A 17,586-nucleotide genomic window follows, 5' to 3' on the forward strand; every position below is an offset into this window, starting at 1 on the left:
CGGTTCCGCGACGCGCCGGGAGGCGCCCCGCGGGGGCCGGGTGGGGCACTATGTCGAGTGTGGCACCCGTACGGTCGTCCGACGACGGCTCGGGACCGGCCAGGCGGGCCGGCCGGGCTGTCGGGCGTGCCCTGCACCGTCCGATCACCGGTCCGGCCAAGGGGATCCGGCGGGCCACGCACGCGCACGGGGCGGGCGAATCGGGTCTGGGCAAGCTGATCGAGCTGCACGCGATCAACGGCGCCGGCGACATGATGATCACGGTGGCGCTGGCCTCGACGGTGTTCTTCTCGGTGCCCACGGACGAGGCACGGGGCCGGGTGGCCCTGTACCTGGCGATCACGATGGCGCCGTTCACGGTGCTGGCCCCGGTGATCGGGCCGCTGCTGGACCGGCTGCCGCACGGGCGGCGGGCCTCGATGGCCGCGGCGATGCTGGCGCGGGCGGTCCTCGCGCTGCTGATGTCGGCCGTGGTGGCCACGGGGGGTCTCCAGCTGTATCCGGAGGCGCTGGGCGTGCTGGTCGCGTCCAAGTCGTACGGGGTCGTGCGCAGTGCGGTGGTGCCACGGCTGCTCCCGCCGAAATTCTCACTCGTCAAGGCGAACTCCCGGGTCACGCTGGCCGGCCTGCTGGCCACGGGCGCGGCGGCGCCGGTGGCCGCCGGGCTGAACTCGATCGGGCCGCAGTGGCCGCTGTACGGGGCCTGCGTCATCTTCCTGGGCGGCGCCTTCGCGGCGTTCACGCTGCCGCACAAGGTGGACGAGGCGAAGGGCGAGCGCCGTGCCCGGCTGTCGACGCACGAGGCGCACTCGAAGCGGCCGGGGCTGCGGACGGTGAGCCGCAGCGTGCTGTGCGGGCTGCTGGCGAACGCGGCGATGCGCGGGCTGTCCGGCTTCCTGATCTTCTTCCTGGCGTTCCTGCTGCGCGAGCATCCCCTGGCGGGGCAGAGCGCGGCGGTGTCGCTGGGCATCGTGGGCGTGTCGGCGGGCGTGGGCAACGCCTGCGGTACGGCGGTGGGCGCGTGGCTGCGGGCGCGCGCCCCGGAGGTGATCGTCGCTTCGGTGCTGTGCGTGACGCTGGGGGTGGCGGTGCTGGCGGCCGTCTTCTACAGCGGGGTGTTCGTGGCCGTGCTGGCCGCGACGGCGGGCTTCTGCCAGGCGCTGGCGAAGCTGTCGCTGGACGCGATGATCCAGCGGGACGTGCCGGAGGCGGTACGGACCTCCGCGTTCGCCCGTTCGGAGACGCTGCTCCAGGTGGCGTGGGTGATGGGCGGGGCGATCGGCATCGTCCTGCCGCTGAACGGCGTACTGGGCATGTCGGTGGCTGCGGCGATCGTCGCGCTGGGCGCGACGATGGGCATCCGCGGCGCCCTGTCCTCCCCCCGCCACCACCCGCAGCAACGCACGTCCCGCCCCCGGGTGGCGTGACAGTCGGCTCCCCCGCTTTCGGCCCCGCCGACACCCCTCCGGCCCCGCCGGCGTTCGAGGCGCGGGGGCCCGGGGGCAGCGCCCCCGGCAACGGCGCCGCGCCCGTACGCCCACGGTCACCCCGGCGGGAGCCGAACGGCGGCGCGCCGCAGGCCCGCGGTACCCCGTGCAGCGGCGCAGCCCAGGGGCCCGATAGCCTTCGGCTCATGACCGCACCGCTTTTCTCGGGTAGGGCCCGCCGCAGCGTCGCGGCCCTCGGAGCCGTGTCCGCCGGCCTCCTCCTTCTCTCCGCCTGCGACAAGCCGACCCCGCTCGCGACCGTGACGGTCGGCAGCTCGTCGGTGTCCGCGGAAGCCTCTTGCCACAACGACGGCAAGGAGCTCTCCATGGACGAGGTCCAGGAGTGCCTCACGAACCTCAAGAACCCCAAGACCATCAAGTACGGCCGCGGCGAGACGCTGCGCCTCGGCGTCGAGCCCGAGGTCGTCGAGGACGGCAAGCGCTGGTCGGCGGTTCTCGACGGCCAGCCGATCACCGAGCCCTCGTCGAGCACGTACCGCAGCTTCCCGAACGCCGACGTCTTCGCGACCGGCGGCCAGGGCGAGGCGCCGACCTCGAAGAAGCTGGCCTTCCTGCAGATCGGCGAGGACGGCAAGCCGCTCGCCGTCTGGTCCTTCAACCTCAAGCTCAAGTAACCGGACGACACCGGTGCGCGCGCTCGTCGTGACGGCGGTGGGGGCGGAGTCGGACTCCGTCCTCACCGGTCTGACCCCTCATCCGGACAGTCCCGGTCCTGAGCCGCGCACGCTCCCCGGCGGGTACCTCATCACCCGCCGGGACCTTCCGGGCATCGCCTTCGACGTGCTCGTCGGCGGCGTCGGTCCTGCGGCGGCCGCCGCGGGCACCGCCACGGCGCTGGCCCTGGCCGGAACCGAATACGGGCTCGTCGTCAGCGCCGGCATCGGCGGCGGGTTCGCGCCCGCCGCCCCGCTCGGATCCCTCGTGGTCGCGGACGCGATCGTCGCGGCCGACCTGGGGGCGCAGACCCCCGACGGGTTCGTGGACGTGTCCGCACTGGGCTTCGGGCGCAGTGTGCACCTGCCGCCCGCCGAGCTGGCCGCCCGGGCCGCCGAGGCGACCGGGGCACTGCTGGCGCCCGTGCTGACCGTCTCCACCGTGACCGGGACCGCCGACGGGGCGACCGCCCTCGCGGCCCGGCATCCGATGGCCGGGGCCGAGGCCATGGAGGGCTTCGGGGTCGCGGAGGCCGCCGCCGCGCACGGGCTGCCCGTACTGGAGATCCGCGCCGTGTCCAACGCCGTGGGGCCGCGCGACCGTGCGGCCTGGCGGATCGGGGACGCGCTGGCGGCGCTCGCCGAGGGCTTCCGCGTACTGGGGCCCGTACTCGCGAACTGGGGAGAACGCCATGAGCAACACCGTGGTCGACGGTGAACCGCTGAAGATCGCCTATTCGCCCTGCCCGAACGACACGTTCGTGTTCGACGCGTGGGCGCACGGACGGGTGCCCGGCGCGCCGGCCCTGGACGTCACCTTCGCGGACATCGACATCACCAACGGCATGGCCGAGCGCGGCGAGCTGGACGTGCTGAAGGTGTCGTACGCGGTGCTGCCGTGGGTGCTGGAGGAGTACGCGCTGCTGCCGTGCGGCGGGGCCCTCGGGCGCGGCTGCGGCCCGCTGGTGCTGACGGCGGAGCCGGGCCTGGACCTGGCCGGGCGGACGGTCGCGGTGCCGAGCGAACGCTCCACGGCGTACCTGCTGTTCCGGCTGTGGGCGGCCGACGTGCTGCCGCAGGGCGTCGGCAAGGTCGTCGTCCTGCCCTTCCACGAGATCATGCCGGCGGTCCGGGACGGCCGGGTGGACGCCGGACTGGTCATCCACGAGGCCCGGTTCACCTATCAGGACTACGGCCTGCACTGCCTCGCCGACATGGGCGAGCACTGGGAGTCCACGACCGGTCTGCCGATCCCGCTCGGCGCGATCATCGCGAAGCGGTCGCTGGGTGCCGAGCGGCTGCGCGAGCTGGCCGAGTCGGCGCGCACCTCGGTCCGGATGGCCTGGGACGACCCGCAGGCCTCCCGCCCGTACGTACGCGCGCACGCGCAGGAGCTGGACCCGGCCGTCGCCGACCAGCACATCGGCCTGTACGTCAACGAGTTCACCGCGGACCTGGGCGACTCCGGCTACGCGGCGGTGCGCGGGCTGCTGACGCGGGCGGCGGCCGAGGGGCTGGTACCGGCCATCGCGCCGGGCGCGCTCGCCTTCCCGTAGGGGTCCGCGCGCCGCACACGACTGCGCCCCGCCGCTCGTTCGAGTGGCGGGGCGCGGGTGTGCGTGGGCGGGTCAGACGTCGAGCTGGTCGGCCACCGCGCGCAGCAGGCCGGCGATCTTCGTGCCGTGCACCTTGTCGGGGTAGCGGCCGCGTTCGAGCATCGGGGTGATGTTCTCCAGCAGGGTGGTGAGGTCCTGCACGATCGAGGCGAGCTCGTCGGGCTTGCGGCGCTGGGCGGCCGCGACGGACGGCGCCGGGTCCAGAACGGTCACCGAAAGTGCCTGGTCACCGCGTTGTCCGGCGACGACGCCGAACTCGACTCGCTGACCGGGCTTGAGGGCATCGACCCCGGCAGGGAGCACCGACGAGTGGACGAAGACGTCTCCGCCGTCGTCGCGGGAGAGAAAGCCGAAGCCCTTCTCACTGTTGAACCACTTGACCTTGCCGGTAGGCACGTCCGTCCTCTGTCCTTGTGCTCGTCGGGGGTCCGAAGTGCCGCGAACGGCTCCGGACAACAGCGCAGCGGGCCATGTGTGACCCGCCACCTCAAGGCTAATGGTCGGGGGCCGGGTGACAAGACGTTCCCCGGTCCTTCGCGGTCGGCTGCTTCGGCCAGGGAACTACCCTGGTGAGGTGACTGTTACTCCTCATTCAGACGAAGCGCGGCCCGGCGACGGACTGGTCAGGGCCGGCGGCATCGTGTTCATCGCCGGGGCCGTCGCCACGCTGGCGACGATGGCTCCGCTGTTCCTCGACGTCGACCCGTTCCCGTCGTACGCGTGGGCCGTGTGCATGCTGATGGGCGTCGGCTTCGCGATCTCCGCCGCGGGCGTCCTGCGCTCGGCCGCGGCGCAGCGCAAGGCGGCGCGGGCCTCCCAGGCCTGAGCCCTGCAGGCCCGGGCCGGGAGGCCTCGGAGAACCGCCTCGGACGGGGCGGAGGGTCAGACGGGGCGGACGGGTCAGACGGGCTGTGCGGCGACGTACTGTGCGAGCCACTCGGGCAGCGCGGTGAGGTCGGGCAGCACCACGTCCGCGCCCGCGGCGCGCAGTTCCGGCTCCGGGCAGGGGCCGGTGGGCACGGCCACGGACAGCGCGCCGGCCGTGCGGGCGCCGCGTACGTCGCCGATGTGGTCGCCGACGTAGACCTGCGCGCCGTGCTCGCGCAGCGCGCCCGCCTTGGCCTCCGCCCACAGCCAGCCGATGACCGCGTCCGGCTCGATGCCGAGGTGCCCCAGGTGCAGGCGGGCGTTGGGCTCGTGCTTGGCGGTGACGACGATCGCGCGGCCGCCCATCGCCTGGACGGCGGCCACGGCCTCGCGGGCGCCGGGCATCGCGGGCGTCGGCTCGATGGCGTGGTCCGGGTAGATCTCCCGGTAGCGGTCCGCCATGGCCGGGATCTCGTCCTGCGGGAACCAGCGCGCGAGCTCCTCCTCCAGCGGGGGTCCCAGGCGGGTGACCGCCGCGTCGGCGTCGATGTACGTCCCCGTCTCGGCCGACAGTGCCCGGTAGGCGGCCCGGATGCCCGGGCGGGAGTCGATGAGGGTCATGTCGAGGTCGAAGCCGACGGTGAGGTTCATACGGCCCATTGTGCCGAGCTGGGCGGAGCGCGGTGGACGGCGGGGCGAACCTCCCCGGAACTCGTGTTCAACCTTTCCGGCGCGGGAGCGCTCAGGACAGGGGTGAAGGACACGATGTGAGAGGGAGGGCGGATGCCACCAGGCGCCGAACACAACGCAGCGCGGGACTTCGGGCCCGCGTACGGACCCGAGTACGAGCAGGGGTACGGCCCCGGGCGAGCGGCCGCCGAGCGGGACGCGGCGACCGGCGGCCTCGACTTCGAGACCTTCGCCCGGGCCGCCCAGCGGGGGCTGTACCGGACGGCGTACCTGCTGTGCGGGAACGCCGACGGCGCACGCGACCTGACCCAGACGACCCTCGCCAAGCTGTTCCAGCACTGGCGGCGCGTGGCCGCCGCCGACAACCCGCAGGCGTACGCCCGGACCGTGCTGACCCGCACCTTCCTCGCCGAGCGGCGCCGCCGCCTGCGCGACCTGCTGGCCCACCGGCGGATCGATCCGCCGCGGGCCCCGCACCACGCCGACCTGCGGGCCCGCCGGGCGCCCGGGCGTGCCTCAGCGTCGGCGCGCCCGCCACACCAGATACAGCACGGACGCCAGCGCGGCGCCCCGCAGCAGCCACGGCCACATGCCCTGGACCGCGCCGCCGACCTGGTCGTCGGCCAGGGTCTCGCCCCACTTGCCGTTGGTGCGGCCCCACAGCCACACCGCGGCGCCCGCGAGGACCACGCCCGGCGGGCCGAGGACGGCCCACTTGCGTTCGGCGGGCCGCAGCACCCGTGAGGCGTACGGCAGGAGCCAGCCGATGACGAGGAGCAGCCAGTGGCCGCTGACGACGCCGACGACGAGGACCGCGGCGGCCAGCAGCAGGAAGGCGTTGGGCCGCGGGCGGGCCGGGGCGGCGGCCGCCTCCGGCTGCGCCCCGGCCTTCCCGGCGGCTTCCGCCTTCGCGCGCCGCCGCTCGCGCAGGAACCGTACGAGGGTCCGTGCGCGCGAGTCCGCAGGCCCGGGCGGGACCCCGTCCGCCTGCTCCCCGTCCTCGTCCTCGTCCTCCGGCCGCTCCTTGAACAGGTCCGGGATCTCGATGCCGCCCGCGAAGCCCTCGACCTGCGGGCCGCCCCCGTACGCGCCGGGAGTCATCCGCCACCAGTCGGGCTCGGCGCCGCCGGACGGGCCGAGCTCGTCCAGCCCGGCCAGGTGCGGCGGTACGTTCTCCGGCTCCGGCTCCCGTTCCGGCGTCGGCCGCGGCGCGGGGACCCCGGGCAGGCGCAGCCGGCCCGGGGCGCGCTGGGCGGGCACCGCCGGGACCGGGGCGGCGGGGCCCGCGGAGGGGGCCGCGGCCTGCCGGGTGCCGAGGGTGTCCAGGACCTCCTCCGGCGTGCCGATGCGCTCCAGGATGCGGCGCACGGCCGCCGGGGTCTCCGGGTCGTACTTGGCGCGCCGACGGTCGATCTCGTCCCGCAGGCCCGCCACGAGCCGCATCCGGTCGCCCGAGGAGAGGTGCCTGCGTTGCGCCAAGTCCCCGACGGCGCTCAGATATTCGTAGACCAGGTGGTCGCTTTCGATCCCCACGCCCAGGCTCCTCCCGTACCGCCTCTCCCGAAGGTAGCGCGTGCACCCGTGGAGCCGCCCCGGGCGCAGCGGATACCGTTGGCCGGATGGGGACCGGCCGATACGACCGGCCGACGCGACCGGGAGGCGACTGTGCCCGAGCCAAGCACTGCTGCGGGAGCTCCGGAGAACGGGACCGGGGCCACCTCCCCGCGTTCCCTCGCCGAGGCGCTGCGCGCCCGCGACGACGCCGCGCTCTCCGCCCTGCTGCACTCCCGGCCCGACCTGCTGAACCCGGTGCCCGGTGACGTCACCCAGCTCGCCACGCGCGCCGGGACCCGGGCCTCGGTGGTGCGGGCGCTGGAGCGCCTGGACCGGTTCACGCTGCAGACGGCCGAGGCCCTCGCCGTGGCCCCGGACCCGTGCCCGTACCCCGTACTGGAGGGGCTGCTGAGCGGCGGCGAGGACGAACGGGCCCGCGCCGCGCTCCCCCGGGCCCTGGACACCCTGCGCGACCAGGCCCTGGTGTGGGGCGACGAGGACCGGCTGCGCCTGGTGCGCACCGCCCGCGAGCTGCTCGCGCCGTCCCCCCAGCGCCCTTCGCCGACGGGGCTCGGGCCGACCGTCGCCGAGGCCACGGCCGGGATGTCGCCGACCCGGGTGCAGGAGATCGTGGCGGCGGCCGGGCTGCCCGGCACGCACGACCCGGTGTCCGCGGTCACGGCGCTGACCGCGCTGTTCACCGACCCGGAGCGGATGTCGGCGCTGCTGGACGAGGCCCCCGCCGAGGCGCACCAGGTGCTGGGGCGGCTGGTGTGGGGGCCGCCGTACGGGGAGGTGACCCCGAATCCGGCGCCGCCGGTGCGCTGGCTGCGCGACCGGGGGCTGCTGCTGCCCGCGACGGCGCGGACCGTTGTCCTGCCCCGGGAGGTGGCGCTGCACCTGCGCGGCGGGCTCGCGCACCGGGACACCTCGCCGGTGGCTCCGCCGGTGCCGGCGCACCGCGAGCACCGTCCACAGCTTGTGGACGCGAACGCCGCCGGTCAGGCGCTGGCCGCGCTGGCCACCGTCGAGGAGCTGGTGAAGTCCTGGGAGCACACCGGTCCGCCGGTGCTGCGGGCGGGCGGGCTGTCCGTACGGGACCTGAAGCGGGCCGCGGCCGGCCTGGACACCACCGAGGCCTCGGCGGCGTTCTGGATCGAACTGGCCTACGCGGCCGGGCTGCTGGCCAGCGACGGGGAGGCGGACGAGCGGTACGCGCCGACCCCGGCCTTCGACGACTGGCGCGAACTGCCGCCCGCCGAGCGGTGGTCGGTGCTGGCGGCCGCCTGGCTGCCGGCCACCCGTACCGCCGGCCTGGTCGGCGAGCAGGACGCGAAGGGGCGCACGCTGTCGGCGCTCGGCCCCGAACTGGACCGTTCCGCGGCGCCCGAGGTGCGCCGGCGCGTCCTGGAACTCCTGGCGGACCTCCCGGAGGGCGCCTCGGCCGACACGGAGGCGGTGCTGGCGCGGCTCGCGTGGGAGCGTCCCGTGCGCACGGCGAGCGACCTGCGGGCCCGGCTCGCGGGCTGGGCACTGACCGAGGCGGAGGTCCTCGGCGTGACCGGCCGGGGCGCACTGTCCGGGCCGGGCCGGGCGCTGCTGGAGCACCGGGATCCGGCGCCGCTGCTGGCGCCGCTGCTGCCGGAGCCGGTGGACCACGTACTGCTCCAGGCCGACCTGACGGCGGTGGCGCCGGGACCGCTGCGCCGCCCGCTCGGGGACACCCTCGCCGTGCTCGCGGACGTGGAGTCCAAGGGCGGGGCGACGGTCTACCGGTTCACGCCGGGCTCGGTGCGGCGGGCACTGGACGCCGGTCACGCCGCCGCCGATCTGCACGCCTTCCTCAAGGAGCACAGCCGTACGCCGGTTCCGCAGCCGCTGGCCTACCTGATCGACGACGTGGCGCGGCGGCACGGGCACCTGCGGGTCGGCGCGGCCTCCTCGTACGTGCGCTGCGACGACGACGCGATGCTGGGCGAGATCCTCGCGGACAAACGCTCGGCGGGACTGGGTCTGCGCCGGCTGGCGCCGACGGTGCTGGCCGCGCGGGCCGAACCGACCGCGCTGCTGGAGGGGTTGCGGGCGATGGGATACGCGCCGGCAGCGGAGTCGGGCACCGGCGACGTGCTGGTGGCACGGGCCGACGCCCACCGCACGCCGGCCCGTTCGGCGCCCGTACCGGTGCCGGACGGCCCGCCGGTGCCGGACGCGACGCTGCTGGGGGCGGCCGTACGGGCGATCCGTGCGGGCGACCTGGCGGCGACGGCGGTCCGCAAGGACCCCGGGCCGGCGGCCGGGGTGCCCGGCGAGCTGCCGCGCACGAGCGCGGCGGAAACCCTGGCGACGGTGCAGGCGGCGGCACTGACCGGGTCGGCGGTGTGGATCGGCTACGTGAACGCGGACGGCGCGGCGAGCCAGCGGGTCATCGCCCCGGTACGCGTCGAGGGCGGCTTCGTCACGGGCTACGACCACACGGCGGACGAGGTCCGCACGTACGCCCTGCACCGTGTCACGGGCGTGGCAGAACTGGCGGACGACCACCTCTGACCGTCAGCCCCGCCGGCCCCATCCAGCCCCGCCGGCGTTCGAGGCGCGGGGGCCCGGGGGCGGCGCCCCCGGCAACGGCGTCGCACCCGCACGGAAAACGGCTGGCGGCGCGGCCCCGGCGCCCGCGACGCTGAGGCCATGCAAGACGTACCGCACCGCCAGATCCGCGCCGCCCACACCGACACCACGATCACCGTCTACCAGGCCTACGCCCCCCACCTGGGGATCCCGGCGGCCCGCGACGGCCGTTTCCCGCCGGCGTGGAAGCGGGAGCGGATGACGTGGATCAAGCCGTCGTTCCTGTGGATGATGTACCGCTGCGGCTGGGCCGCCAAGGCCGACCAGGAGACGGTGCTCGCGGTCGAGATCACCCGCGACGGTTTCGACCGGGCGCTGCGCGGGGCCTGTCTGTCGCACTACGAGGCGGGCGTGCACGCCGACCGGGCGGCCTGGCAGGAGTCGCTGCGCGGGGCGCCGGCCCGCGTGCAGTGGGACCCGGAGCGCGACCTGCACCTGAACCCGCTGCCGTACCGCTCGCTCCAGCTGGGCCTGTCGGGTCCGGCCTCGCGGGCGTACGCCGACGAGTGGACGGTCTCCATCCGCGATGTGACCCCGCTGGCGCGGGAGGTCCACGGCCTGCTCCGGTCGGGCGAGGACGACGCGGCGCGCGCCCTGCTGCCGGTGGAGACGCCCTACCCGTCGGGGCCGCTGGCGCACCTGGGGGCGTGAGCCGTCAGTCCCGGACGAGCAGGACCACGAAGCCGACGACGGCGCCCGCCAGCAGTGCGAGCACGGAGTAGCGGGGCCGCGACGCGCGCAGCACCGGCAGGTAGTGGTCGACGGCGTAGCGGCCGGGCCCGGTGAGCGTGAGGGCGATGATCGAGGCGAACAGCACGACTTCGAGTTCGATGCCCTTGGGCGGGAAGTAGGCGTCGAAGCCCCGGACGTCGAGGATGTTGACGAAGACGCCGGTCAGGGCCGCGCCGGCGAGCGGCGTGAGCAGGCCGAGGGCGAGTCCGAGGCCGCCGAGGGTCTCGGAGAGTCCGGCGATGACGGCCATGGCGTCCCCGGCGGGGTAGCCGGCCATCGTGAAGCCCTTGCCGGTCGCGGTGAGGCCCGGCCCGCCGAACCAGCCGAAGAGCTTCATCGTGCCGTGGCCGGCCATCGACAGGCCGACGACGAGCCGGAGGACGAGCAGGCCGATGTCGTGGACGACGGTGGAGGCGGGGGGCGAGGAGTCGAAGAGGAGCGAGCGGTCGAACCGTGTCTGCGTCATGAGCGTCCGTTCGTCAGGAGCGTCCGGTCCCCCCTGGTCGCCTGAGCGACGGCCACCCTATGACGGCGCTTTCACGATCATCGGTCCGCAACGTCGTGGGGGGCCGTCCTCGACCCGTTCGGCCCCGGCCCGGGCTCCCGGCGGGCCCGAGGGGCTCCAGCCGGAAGCCGTCGCCGACGAAGGTGCGCGGCACGGTGAATCCGGCGGGGACGAAAGGGTGCTGAGCATCGGTCATGCGCGGACCGTACGCGTCGCCACGCGGGCGTCAGCTGCTTTTCCGCCGGGTGCCGGCCGCCCCGTCGAAGCGCCGTGTTCCCACCCCCGGCCCGGTACGGCACACTGGAGGTTTGACCTGAGTGAAACGGGGCGCCGCGCGTGAATGGTCCACTAATCGTCCAGAGCGACAAGACCCTCCTGCTCGAGGTCGACCACGAGCTCGCCGGAGCAGCGCGCCGCGCCATCGCTCCGTTCGCGGAGCTGGAGCGGGCGCCCGAGCACATCCACACCTACCGGATCACCCCGCTGGGGCTGTGGAACGCCCGGGCGGCCGGGCACGACGCCGAGCAGGTCGTCGACGCGCTCGTGGAGTACTCCCGTTACCCGGTACCGCACGCCCTGCTCGTCGACGTCGCCGAGACCATGGCCCGCTACGGCCGCCTCACCCTCTCCAAGCACCCCGTGCACGGCCTGGTGCTGACCAGCACCGACCGGCCGGTGCTGGAGGAGATCCTGCGGTCGAAGAAGATCACCCCGCTGGTCGGGGCGCGGCTCGACCCCGACACGGTGGCCGTGCACCCCTCCGAGCGCGGGCAGATCAAGCAGACGCTGCTCAAGCTGGGCTGGCCGGCCGAGGACCTCGCCGGGTACGTCGACGGTGAGGCGCACGCGATCGACCTGGCCGAGGACGGCTGGGCGCTGCGCCCGTACCAGCAGCAGGCCGTCGAGGGCTTCTGGCACGGCGGCTCCGGGGTGGTCGTGCTGCCCTGCGGCGCCGGAAAGACGCTGGTCGGCGCGGGCGCGATGGCGAAGGCCAAGGCGACCACGCTGATCCTGGTGACGAACACCGTCTCGGCCCGCCAGTGGAAGCACGAGCTGGTCAAGCGGACTTCCCTGACGGAGGAGGAGATCGGCGAGTACTCCGGTACCCGCAAGGAGATCCGGCCGGTCACGATCGCCACGTACCAGGTCCTGACGACGAAGCGGAAGGGCGTCTACCCGCACCTGGAGCTCTTCGACTCCCGGGACTGGGGCCTGATCGTCTACGACGAGGTGCACCTGCTGCCCGCGCCGGTCTTCAAGTTCACCGCGGACCTGCAGGCACGGCGCCGGCTGGGCCTGACGGCGACGCTGGTGCGCGAGGACGGCCGGGAGTCGGACGTCTTCTCGCTGATCGGGCCGAAGCGGTTCGACGCCCCGTGGAAGGAGATCGAGGCGCAGGGCTACATCGCGCCCGCCGACTGCGTGGAGGTCCGGGTCAACCTGACCGAGTCGGAGCGGCTCGCGTACGCGACCGCCGAGACGGAGGAGAAGTACCGCTTCTGCGCGACGACGGCGACGAAGCGGAAGGTCACCGAGGCGCTGGTGCGCAAGCACAAGGGTGAGCAGACCCTCGTCATCGGCCAGTACATCGACCAGCTCGACGAGCTCGGCGAGCACCTCGACGCGCCCGTCATCAAGGGCGAGACCTCCAACGCGCAGCGCGAGAAGCTCTTCGGCGCCTTCCGCGAGGGCGAGATCAGCGTGCTGGTGGTGTCGAAGGTCGCGAACTTCTCCATCGACCTGCCGGAGGCCACCGTCGCCATCCAGGTGTCGGGCACCTTCGGCTCGCGCCAGGAGGAGGCGCAGCGCCTGGGCCGTGTCCTGCGCCCGAAGGCGGACGGCCACGAGGCGCGCTTCTACTCGGTCGTCGCGCGCGACACGATCGACCAGGACTTCGCGGCGCACCGCCAGCGGTTCCTCGCCGAGCAGGGCTACGCCTACCGGATCATGGACGCCGACGAGCTGCTGGCCAACGACTGACGCCGGCCGTGGGCCGCCCGGACCCGGGCGACGGCCACGGTGAGCAGCGGGACGCACCACACCCACAGGCCCGGACCGTCCAGGACGAGGACGCGGCCGGTGGCGGCCAGGTGCCGGGACCAGAACGCGGCGGACTCCTCGGGGAGGACCAGCCGTCCGAGCAGGGCGGTGCCGGCGAGCGCGGCCAGCGCCGTCAGCCCGGCCCGGACCCGGCGGGTGGCCAGCAGGTACGGGACGAGGACCGCCGGGGTCAGGGTGATCCCGGCGGCGATGCCCACCGCGAAGCCCTTGCCGAGGGCGGCGCCGGGGCGGCCGAGGTCCCACAGGACCAGGCAGGCGAGGGCGAGGTTGATCTGGCCGGGCAGCGGGGCCTGGAACAGCGGCTCCAGCCACAGCCCGGCGATGGTGGCGGCCAGGACGGGCCCGGTCCTGGCCGGCAGTCCCGCGAGGCGGCAGGACAGGGCGATGAGCAGGGCGAGCAGGCCGGCGTTGCCGAGGACGAGGACGGCCTTCAGTAACCCGGCCGGCAGCCAGGCGGCCGGCGTGAACAGGATCGCCGCGAACGGCGGATACCCGGCGGGCGGGTGCCAATCGGCGGCGGAGAAGCCCTCGACGAGGGCGTCGGCCATCGGGACGCGCAGGGCGATGCACAGGACGCCCAGCACGAGCAGCGAGCCCGTCACCAGCACACCGGCGAACGAAGACGGCGAGCGGCTGGGGGCGGGGCTCAAGGTCACGCGCGTGACCCTAGTGGATCAGTCAACTCGCCGCTCCGGCCGGGCGGGCGGCCTGCGGGCCGACGCGGAGGCACTGGACCGGCTCGGCGGCTCCGTGCTCGCTCCGCTCCGTCGTACGCGTCGCAGGCCACGGCCCGACCGTATGCATTCACTCCTAGGTCATTGCAATGCGCAGCTCGATCGTCCATTGCATTCAGTTGCATATTCATTGCAACGCAGAGCCAAACACCTTGCCATTAAAGGGGATTAGCCTCACCTCTTTCTGTTGACCGATTCATAAACGCAATGTAGCTTCGGGGTCGTTCAGCAAACGCCGAACGCAACTACGGGGAGAATCACCATGGACAAGAGCAACAGCGGCTTCTCCGAAGCCGGTCTGCGCAAGATCCGCGACGTGCTGACGCGCCACGTCGACTCCGGGAAGATCCCCGGTGTGGTCGCCCTGGTCGGCCGCGGCGAGGAGACGCACGTCGAGGCCATCGGGACGATGCGCCACGACGGTGGCGCGCCGATGAGCCGGGACACGATCTTCCGGATGGCGTCCACGTCCAAGCCGGTCACCATGGCGGCGTCGATGGCCCTCCTCGACGACTGCCGGCTGCGGCTGGACGACCCGGTGGACCAGTGGCTGCCCGAACTCGCCGGCCGCCAGGTGCTGAAGCGGATCGACGGCCCCATCGACGACACCGAGCCCGCACGGCGCCCGATCACCGTCCGGGACCTGATGACCTCCACCTTCGGCCTCGGCATCGACCTGACCGCCGTGGGCTCTCCGATCTTCAACGCGATCTTCGAGAACGGCGTCTTCAGCCAGGGCGCGGCGCCGCTGCCCGAGCAGGACGAGTGGATGCGCCGCCTCGGCACGCTGCCGCTGATGCGCCAGCCCGGCGAGCACTGGCAGTACCACCTCAGCCACGACGTGCTCGGCGTACTCGTCTCGCGGGTCACCGGCCGGCCGTTCGAGACGTTCCTGCGCGAGCGCGTCCTCGATCCGCTCGGGATGAAGGACACCGGCTTCCACGTGCCCGCCGACAAGATCGACCGGCTGCCGCCCAGCTACGCTCCCGACCCGCAGACCGGTGAGTTCACCGTCTGGGACGAGGCGAAGACCGGGCAGTACAGCGCGCCCCCGGCGTTCCAGGCCGGCGGCGGCGGGCTCGTCTCCACCGTCGACGACTACCACGCCTACTTCCGGATGCTGCTCGACCACGGCATGCACGGCACCGAGCGGATCCTGTCCCGGCCCGCCGTCGAGCTGATGACCACCCGTCAACGTGTCGTTCGGCCAGGGACAGCAGGGTGGCTGGGGCTTCGGAATGGCGGTGCGCACCTACCGCGGCGACTACGCGCCCCTCGGCCAGTTCGGCTGGGACGGCGGAACCGGCACCTCGGCCTACGCCGACCCGGAGAACGGGATCACCGGCATCCTGCTCACACAGGTCGGACTGACCACTGCCGCTCCGGCGCAGCTCATCCACGACTTCTGGACCACGGTCTACCAGGCGGTCGACGCCTGACACCGAGGGCGGGCCGTCAGCGACGTATGACGCCCGCGTCCTCGGCGTACTCGCCCAGCACGACGACGCTCACCGCTGCCGCCGCGAACACCTTGGCGGCGTGCAGCATGCTGCCGAGGCGGTGGCGGGGGGTGGAGTCGGAGATGGCGGTGGCGCCGCTCGGGCGGCCGCCCTGAATCGGGGTGAAGGTTGCGGTGCTCATGAATCCATGGTGCTCCGCCGCCACCGGATCCACATCGCTCCGGAGGGCTAATCCCAGCACCCCCCGCCTCCTCCTCCCGTCGCACACCGCCCCCTAGGGAGTGTCCGAAAGTCTGACGCTCCCGGGTACGACACCCGTACGGACGTCCCGTCCGGGACGGACTTGCGGCCCGGTGAATTCGTTCGCGCGGGCCCGCCCCGCTGGCTACAATCTCCGCTCTTGCCGCCTCCCACCGCCTCATCGGGGAGAGCCGCCCGCCGGCCGGAAACCGGGGGCATCTGTTCCGTACCAGCAGCTGGAGGCAGTCCCGTGCCCGCGCACGCCCCCGACACCACCCCCGACGACGCGACCCCGCCCGCCGACCCGCTGGGACGCGAACGGGCCCACCTCGCCGCCTCGCGCTCGGCCCTGCGCGCCATGCGCGAGGACGTCGAGGCCCTCGACATCCGCGACGTCACCGCGAACTGGGTCAACGCGATCGTCCTCCAGGCCCAGATCGACGACCGCATCAAGGCCCTCGCCGACCTCGCCCACACGCCCCTCTTCTTCGGCCGCCTCGACTACCTCCACGCCCCCGGCGCCGAGCTCGCCGAAGGCGCGGAGGGCGAGCAGTTCTACATCGGCCGCCGCCACGTCCACGACGCCGACGGCGATCCGATGGTCATCGACTGGCGCGCACCCGTCTCCCAGCCGTTCTACCGGGCCTCCAAGAAGGACCCGCAGGACATCACCCTGCGCCGCCGCTTCGGCTACACCGGCGGCGAGCTCACCGCGTACGAGGACGAACACCTCTCCGACCCCGCCGAGACGGCCGCCGTCAGCAAGCTGCTCCAGCAGGAGATCGAGCGCCCGCGCGTCGGCCCCATGCGCGACATCGTGGCCACGATCCAGCCAGAACAGGACGAAATCGTCCGTTCCGGCCTGTCCGGCTCCGTCTGCGTGCAGGGAGGCCCCGGCACCGGCAAGACCGCCGTCGGCCTCCACCGGGTGGCGTACCTGCTGTACGCGCACCGCGAGCGCCTCGCCCGCACCGGCACCCTCGTCATCGGGCCGAACCGTTCCTTCCTGCACTACATCGAGCAGGTCCTCCCCGCCCTGGGCGAGCTGGAGGTCAAGCAGGCCACCGTCGACGACCTGGTCGCCCGCGAGGGCCTGGAGGTCCGCGGCGCCGACCCCGCCGAGACCGCCGTCGTCAAGGGCGACGCCCGCATGGCGGAGGTGCTGCGCCGCGCGGTCCGCTCGCACGTCGGCCGCCCCACGGAGCCGCTGATGGTCGTGCGCGGCTCGCGCCGCTGGCGGGTGCCCGCGTACGAGCTGGAGGAGATGGTCGAGGAGCTGCAGAACCGCGACATCCGCTACGGCGCCGCCCGCGACGCCCTCCCCCAGCGCATCGCCCACGCCGTCCTGGTCCGGATGGAACAGGCCGGCGAGGCCCCGGACGACCGCGTCCAGGACGCGGTCGCGCGCAACGCGGCCGTCAAGGCGGCGGTCAAGGAGATCTGGCCGCCCGTCGAACCGGCGAAGCTGGTCCTGCGCCTCCTCTCCGACCCGGACTTCCTCGCCGTCCACGCGCAGGACGTCCTGACGGCGGACGAACAGAAGCTCCTGTTGTGGCCCAAGCCGTTCCGGAGCGTGAAGTCGGCGAAGTGGTCGGCGGCGGACCTGGTCCTCATCGACGAGGCCGCCGACCTGGTGGAACGCACCCACTCGCTCGGCCACGTCGTCCTCGACGAGGCGCAGGACCTCTCCCCCATGCAGTACCGGGCGGTGGGACGGCGCTGCACGACCGGCTCGGCGACGGTCCTGGGCGACCTGGCGCAGGGCACCACCCCGTGGGCCACGCGCAGCTGGGACGAGGCGCTGGCGCACCTGGGCAAGCCGCAGGCGGTGCTGGAGGAGCTGACGGCGGGCTTCCGCGTGCCGCGCGAGGTGATCGCCTACGCCTCCCGCCTGCTGCCGGAGATCTCCCCGGGCCTGGCCCCGGTCTCCTCGGTCCGCGAAACGCCGGGTTCCTTGCGGATCGCCGAAGTCGCGGATCTCGACGCAGCGGTGCTGGACGCGTGCCGCGAATCCCTGACCCAGGAGGGCTCGATCGGCCTGATCGCGGCGGACGCGCGCATCCCCGCCCTGGCCGAGGCCCTGCTGGCGGCGGGCATGCCGTACCTGTCCCCCGGCGAGGAGACGACCGCGGAGTCCCGCCTGGCGCTGGTCCCGGCGTCGCTGGCGAAGGGCCTGGAGTACGACTACGTCGTCCTCGACGAGCCGGCGGCGATCGTCGACGGCGAACCGGACGAGCGGACCGGCCTGCGCCGCCTGTACGTCTGCCTCACCCGAGCCGTCTCGGGCCTGACGGCCCTCCACGCCTGCCCCCTCCCCCCGGCCCCTCCGCTCACGCGGACG

15 protein-coding genes and 2 pseudogenes are annotated in these 17,586 nt (G+C 73.9%); 11 read left to right on the top strand and 6 right to left on the bottom strand.

Annotated features, from left to right (window positions below; all coding sequences use genetic code 11):
- The first annotated feature begins 50 nt into the window (after positions 1-50).
- The 4 genes from IG86_RS0133735 (at position 51) to IG86_RS0133750 (ending at position 3,717) form a co-directional block, all read left to right on the top strand.
- Positions 51-1,427: an MFS transporter gene (locus IG86_RS0133735; RefSeq protein WP_030823515.1), complete on the top strand. Its 1,377-nt coding sequence runs from the start codon at positions 51-53 to the stop codon at positions 1,425-1,427.
- A gap of 206 nt (positions 1,428-1,633) precedes the next feature.
- The gene (locus tag IG86_RS0133740) at positions 1,634-2,122 is read left to right on the top strand and encodes a hypothetical protein (RefSeq protein ID WP_030662405.1); all 489 of its coding nucleotides are present in this window, start codon (positions 1,634-1,636) and stop codon (positions 2,120-2,122) included.
- A 13-nt stretch (positions 2,123-2,135) separates the two neighbouring features.
- Positions 2,136-2,879, top strand: a complete 744-nt coding sequence (locus IG86_RS0133745; RefSeq protein ID WP_045936857.1) for a futalosine hydrolase — start codon at positions 2,136-2,138, stop codon at positions 2,877-2,879.
- Positions 2,854-3,717: a 1,4-dihydroxy-6-naphtoate synthase gene (locus IG86_RS0133750; protein WP_030823509.1), complete on the top strand. Its 864-nt coding sequence runs from the start codon at positions 2,854-2,856 to the stop codon at positions 3,715-3,717. The genes IG86_RS0133745 and IG86_RS0133750 overlap by 26 nt, the downstream gene beginning before the upstream one ends.
- 72 nt (positions 3,718-3,789) lie before the next feature.
- On the opposite strand, the gene IG86_RS45200 is transcribed toward IG86_RS0133750, so the two are convergent.
- Complete coding sequence (locus IG86_RS45200; protein ID WP_030012939.1) at positions 3,790-4,173, bottom strand: cold-shock protein; 384 nt, start codon at positions 4,171-4,173, stop codon at positions 3,790-3,792.
- Positions 4,174-4,351: 178 nt separating this feature from the next.
- On the opposite strand from IG86_RS45200, the gene IG86_RS0133760 reads away from it, so the two are divergent.
- Entirely contained in the window at positions 4,352-4,603 is a 252-nt protein-coding gene (locus IG86_RS0133760; protein ID WP_030662415.1) for a hypothetical protein, read from the top strand.
- A gap of 74 nt (positions 4,604-4,677) precedes the next feature.
- On the opposite strand, the gene IG86_RS0133765 is transcribed toward IG86_RS0133760, so the two are convergent.
- Complete coding sequence (locus tag IG86_RS0133765; RefSeq protein ID WP_234316144.1) at positions 4,678-5,295, bottom strand: HAD family hydrolase; 618 nt, start codon at positions 5,293-5,295, stop codon at positions 4,678-4,680.
- 252 nt (positions 5,296-5,547) lie between these two features.
- On the opposite strand from IG86_RS0133765, the pseudogene IG86_RS44820 reads away from it, so the two are divergent.
- A pseudogene (locus tag IG86_RS44820) lies at positions 5,548-5,826 on the top strand (sigma factor); the annotation flags it as partial.
- 24 nt (positions 5,827-5,850) lie between these two features.
- Here the strand turns inward: IG86_RS44820 and IG86_RS0133770 are convergent.
- A complete protein-coding gene (locus IG86_RS0133770) occupies positions 5,851-6,867 on the bottom strand; it encodes a hypothetical protein (RefSeq protein WP_030823501.1) in 1,017 nt (338 codons plus the stop codon).
- Between the two features lie 132 nt (positions 6,868-6,999).
- Between IG86_RS0133770 and IG86_RS0133775 the strand changes: the two genes are divergently transcribed.
- Positions 7,000-9,435 carry a helicase C-terminal domain-containing protein gene (locus tag IG86_RS0133775; protein ID WP_030902066.1) on the top strand — a complete coding sequence of 812 codons (2,436 nt, stop codon included), beginning with the start codon at positions 7,000-7,002 and terminating at the stop codon, positions 9,433-9,435.
- A gap of 138 nt (positions 9,436-9,573) precedes the next feature.
- The gene (locus IG86_RS0133780; protein ID WP_030823494.1) at positions 9,574-10,164 is read left to right on the top strand and encodes a DUF4291 domain-containing protein; all 591 of its coding nucleotides are present in this window, start codon (positions 9,574-9,576) and stop codon (positions 10,162-10,164) included.
- A gap of 4 nt (positions 10,165-10,168) precedes the next feature.
- Here IG86_RS0133780 and IG86_RS0133785 read toward each other — a convergent pair whose 3' ends face one another.
- On the bottom strand, positions 10,169-10,711 hold the full coding sequence (locus IG86_RS0133785; RefSeq protein ID WP_030823493.1) for a DoxX family protein: 543 nt from the start codon (positions 10,709-10,711) through the stop codon (positions 10,169-10,171).
- A gap of 375 nt (positions 10,712-11,086) precedes the next feature.
- Here IG86_RS0133785 and IG86_RS0133790 point away from each other — a divergent pair, with 375 nt between their 5' ends.
- The gene (locus IG86_RS0133790) at positions 11,087-12,730 is read left to right on the top strand and encodes a DNA repair helicase XPB (RefSeq protein ID WP_030823491.1); all 1,644 of its coding nucleotides are present in this window, start codon (positions 11,087-11,089) and stop codon (positions 12,728-12,730) included.
- On the opposite strand, the gene IG86_RS0133795 is transcribed toward IG86_RS0133790, so the two are convergent.
- The gene (locus IG86_RS0133795; RefSeq protein WP_078848380.1) at positions 12,688-13,467 is read right to left on the bottom strand and encodes a glycosyltransferase 87 family protein; all 780 of its coding nucleotides are present in this window, start codon (positions 13,465-13,467) and stop codon (positions 12,688-12,690) included. The two genes, IG86_RS0133790 and IG86_RS0133795, sit on opposite strands and share 43 nt — an antisense overlap.
- Before the next feature lie 340 nt (positions 13,468-13,807).
- Between IG86_RS0133795 and IG86_RS39375 the strand changes: the two are divergent.
- Positions 13,808-14,984: pseudogene (locus IG86_RS39375) on the top strand (serine hydrolase domain-containing protein).
- Between the two features lie 16 nt (positions 14,985-15,000).
- Here IG86_RS39375 and IG86_RS0133805 read toward each other — a convergent pair.
- Complete coding sequence (locus IG86_RS0133805) at positions 15,001-15,186, bottom strand: hypothetical protein (protein ID WP_030662445.1); 186 nt, start codon at positions 15,184-15,186, stop codon at positions 15,001-15,003.
- Positions 15,187-15,495: 309 nt separating this feature from the next.
- Between IG86_RS0133805 and IG86_RS0133810 the strand changes: the two genes are divergently transcribed.
- Positions 15,496-17,586, top strand: a 2,091-nt coding sequence (locus IG86_RS0133810; RefSeq protein ID WP_063761592.1) for a HelD family protein, incomplete at its 3' end; no start/stop codon positions are given.

This window comes from Streptomyces virginiae (genome assembly GCF_000720455.1).
GTDB lineage: Bacteria > Actinomycetota > Actinomycetes > Streptomycetales > Streptomycetaceae > Streptomyces > Streptomyces virginiae.

Coding starts and splice junctions, on each gene's coding strand:
- IG86_RS0133735 (WP_030823515.1), top strand. CDS start 51: ATGTCGAGTGTGGCACCCGTACGGTCGTCCGACGACGGCTCGGGACCG.
- IG86_RS0133740 (WP_030662405.1), top strand. CDS start 1,634: ATGACCGCACCGCTTTTCTCGGGTAGGGCCCGCCGCAGCGTCGCGGCC.
- IG86_RS0133750 (WP_030823509.1), top strand. CDS start 2,854: ATGAGCAACACCGTGGTCGACGGTGAACCGCTGAAGATCGCCTATTCG.
- IG86_RS0133765 (WP_234316144.1), bottom strand. CDS start 5,295: ATGAACCTCACCGTCGGCTTCGACCTCGACATGACCCTCATCGACTCC.
- IG86_RS0133780 (WP_030823494.1), top strand. CDS start 9,574: ATGCAAGACGTACCGCACCGCCAGATCCGCGCCGCCCACACCGACACC.
- IG86_RS0133785 (WP_030823493.1), bottom strand. CDS start 10,711: ATGACGCAGACACGGTTCGACCGCTCGCTCCTCTTCGACTCCTCGCCC.
- IG86_RS0133805 (WP_030662445.1), bottom strand. CDS start 15,186: ATGAGCACCGCAACCTTCACCCCGATTCAGGGCGGCCGCCCGAGCGGC.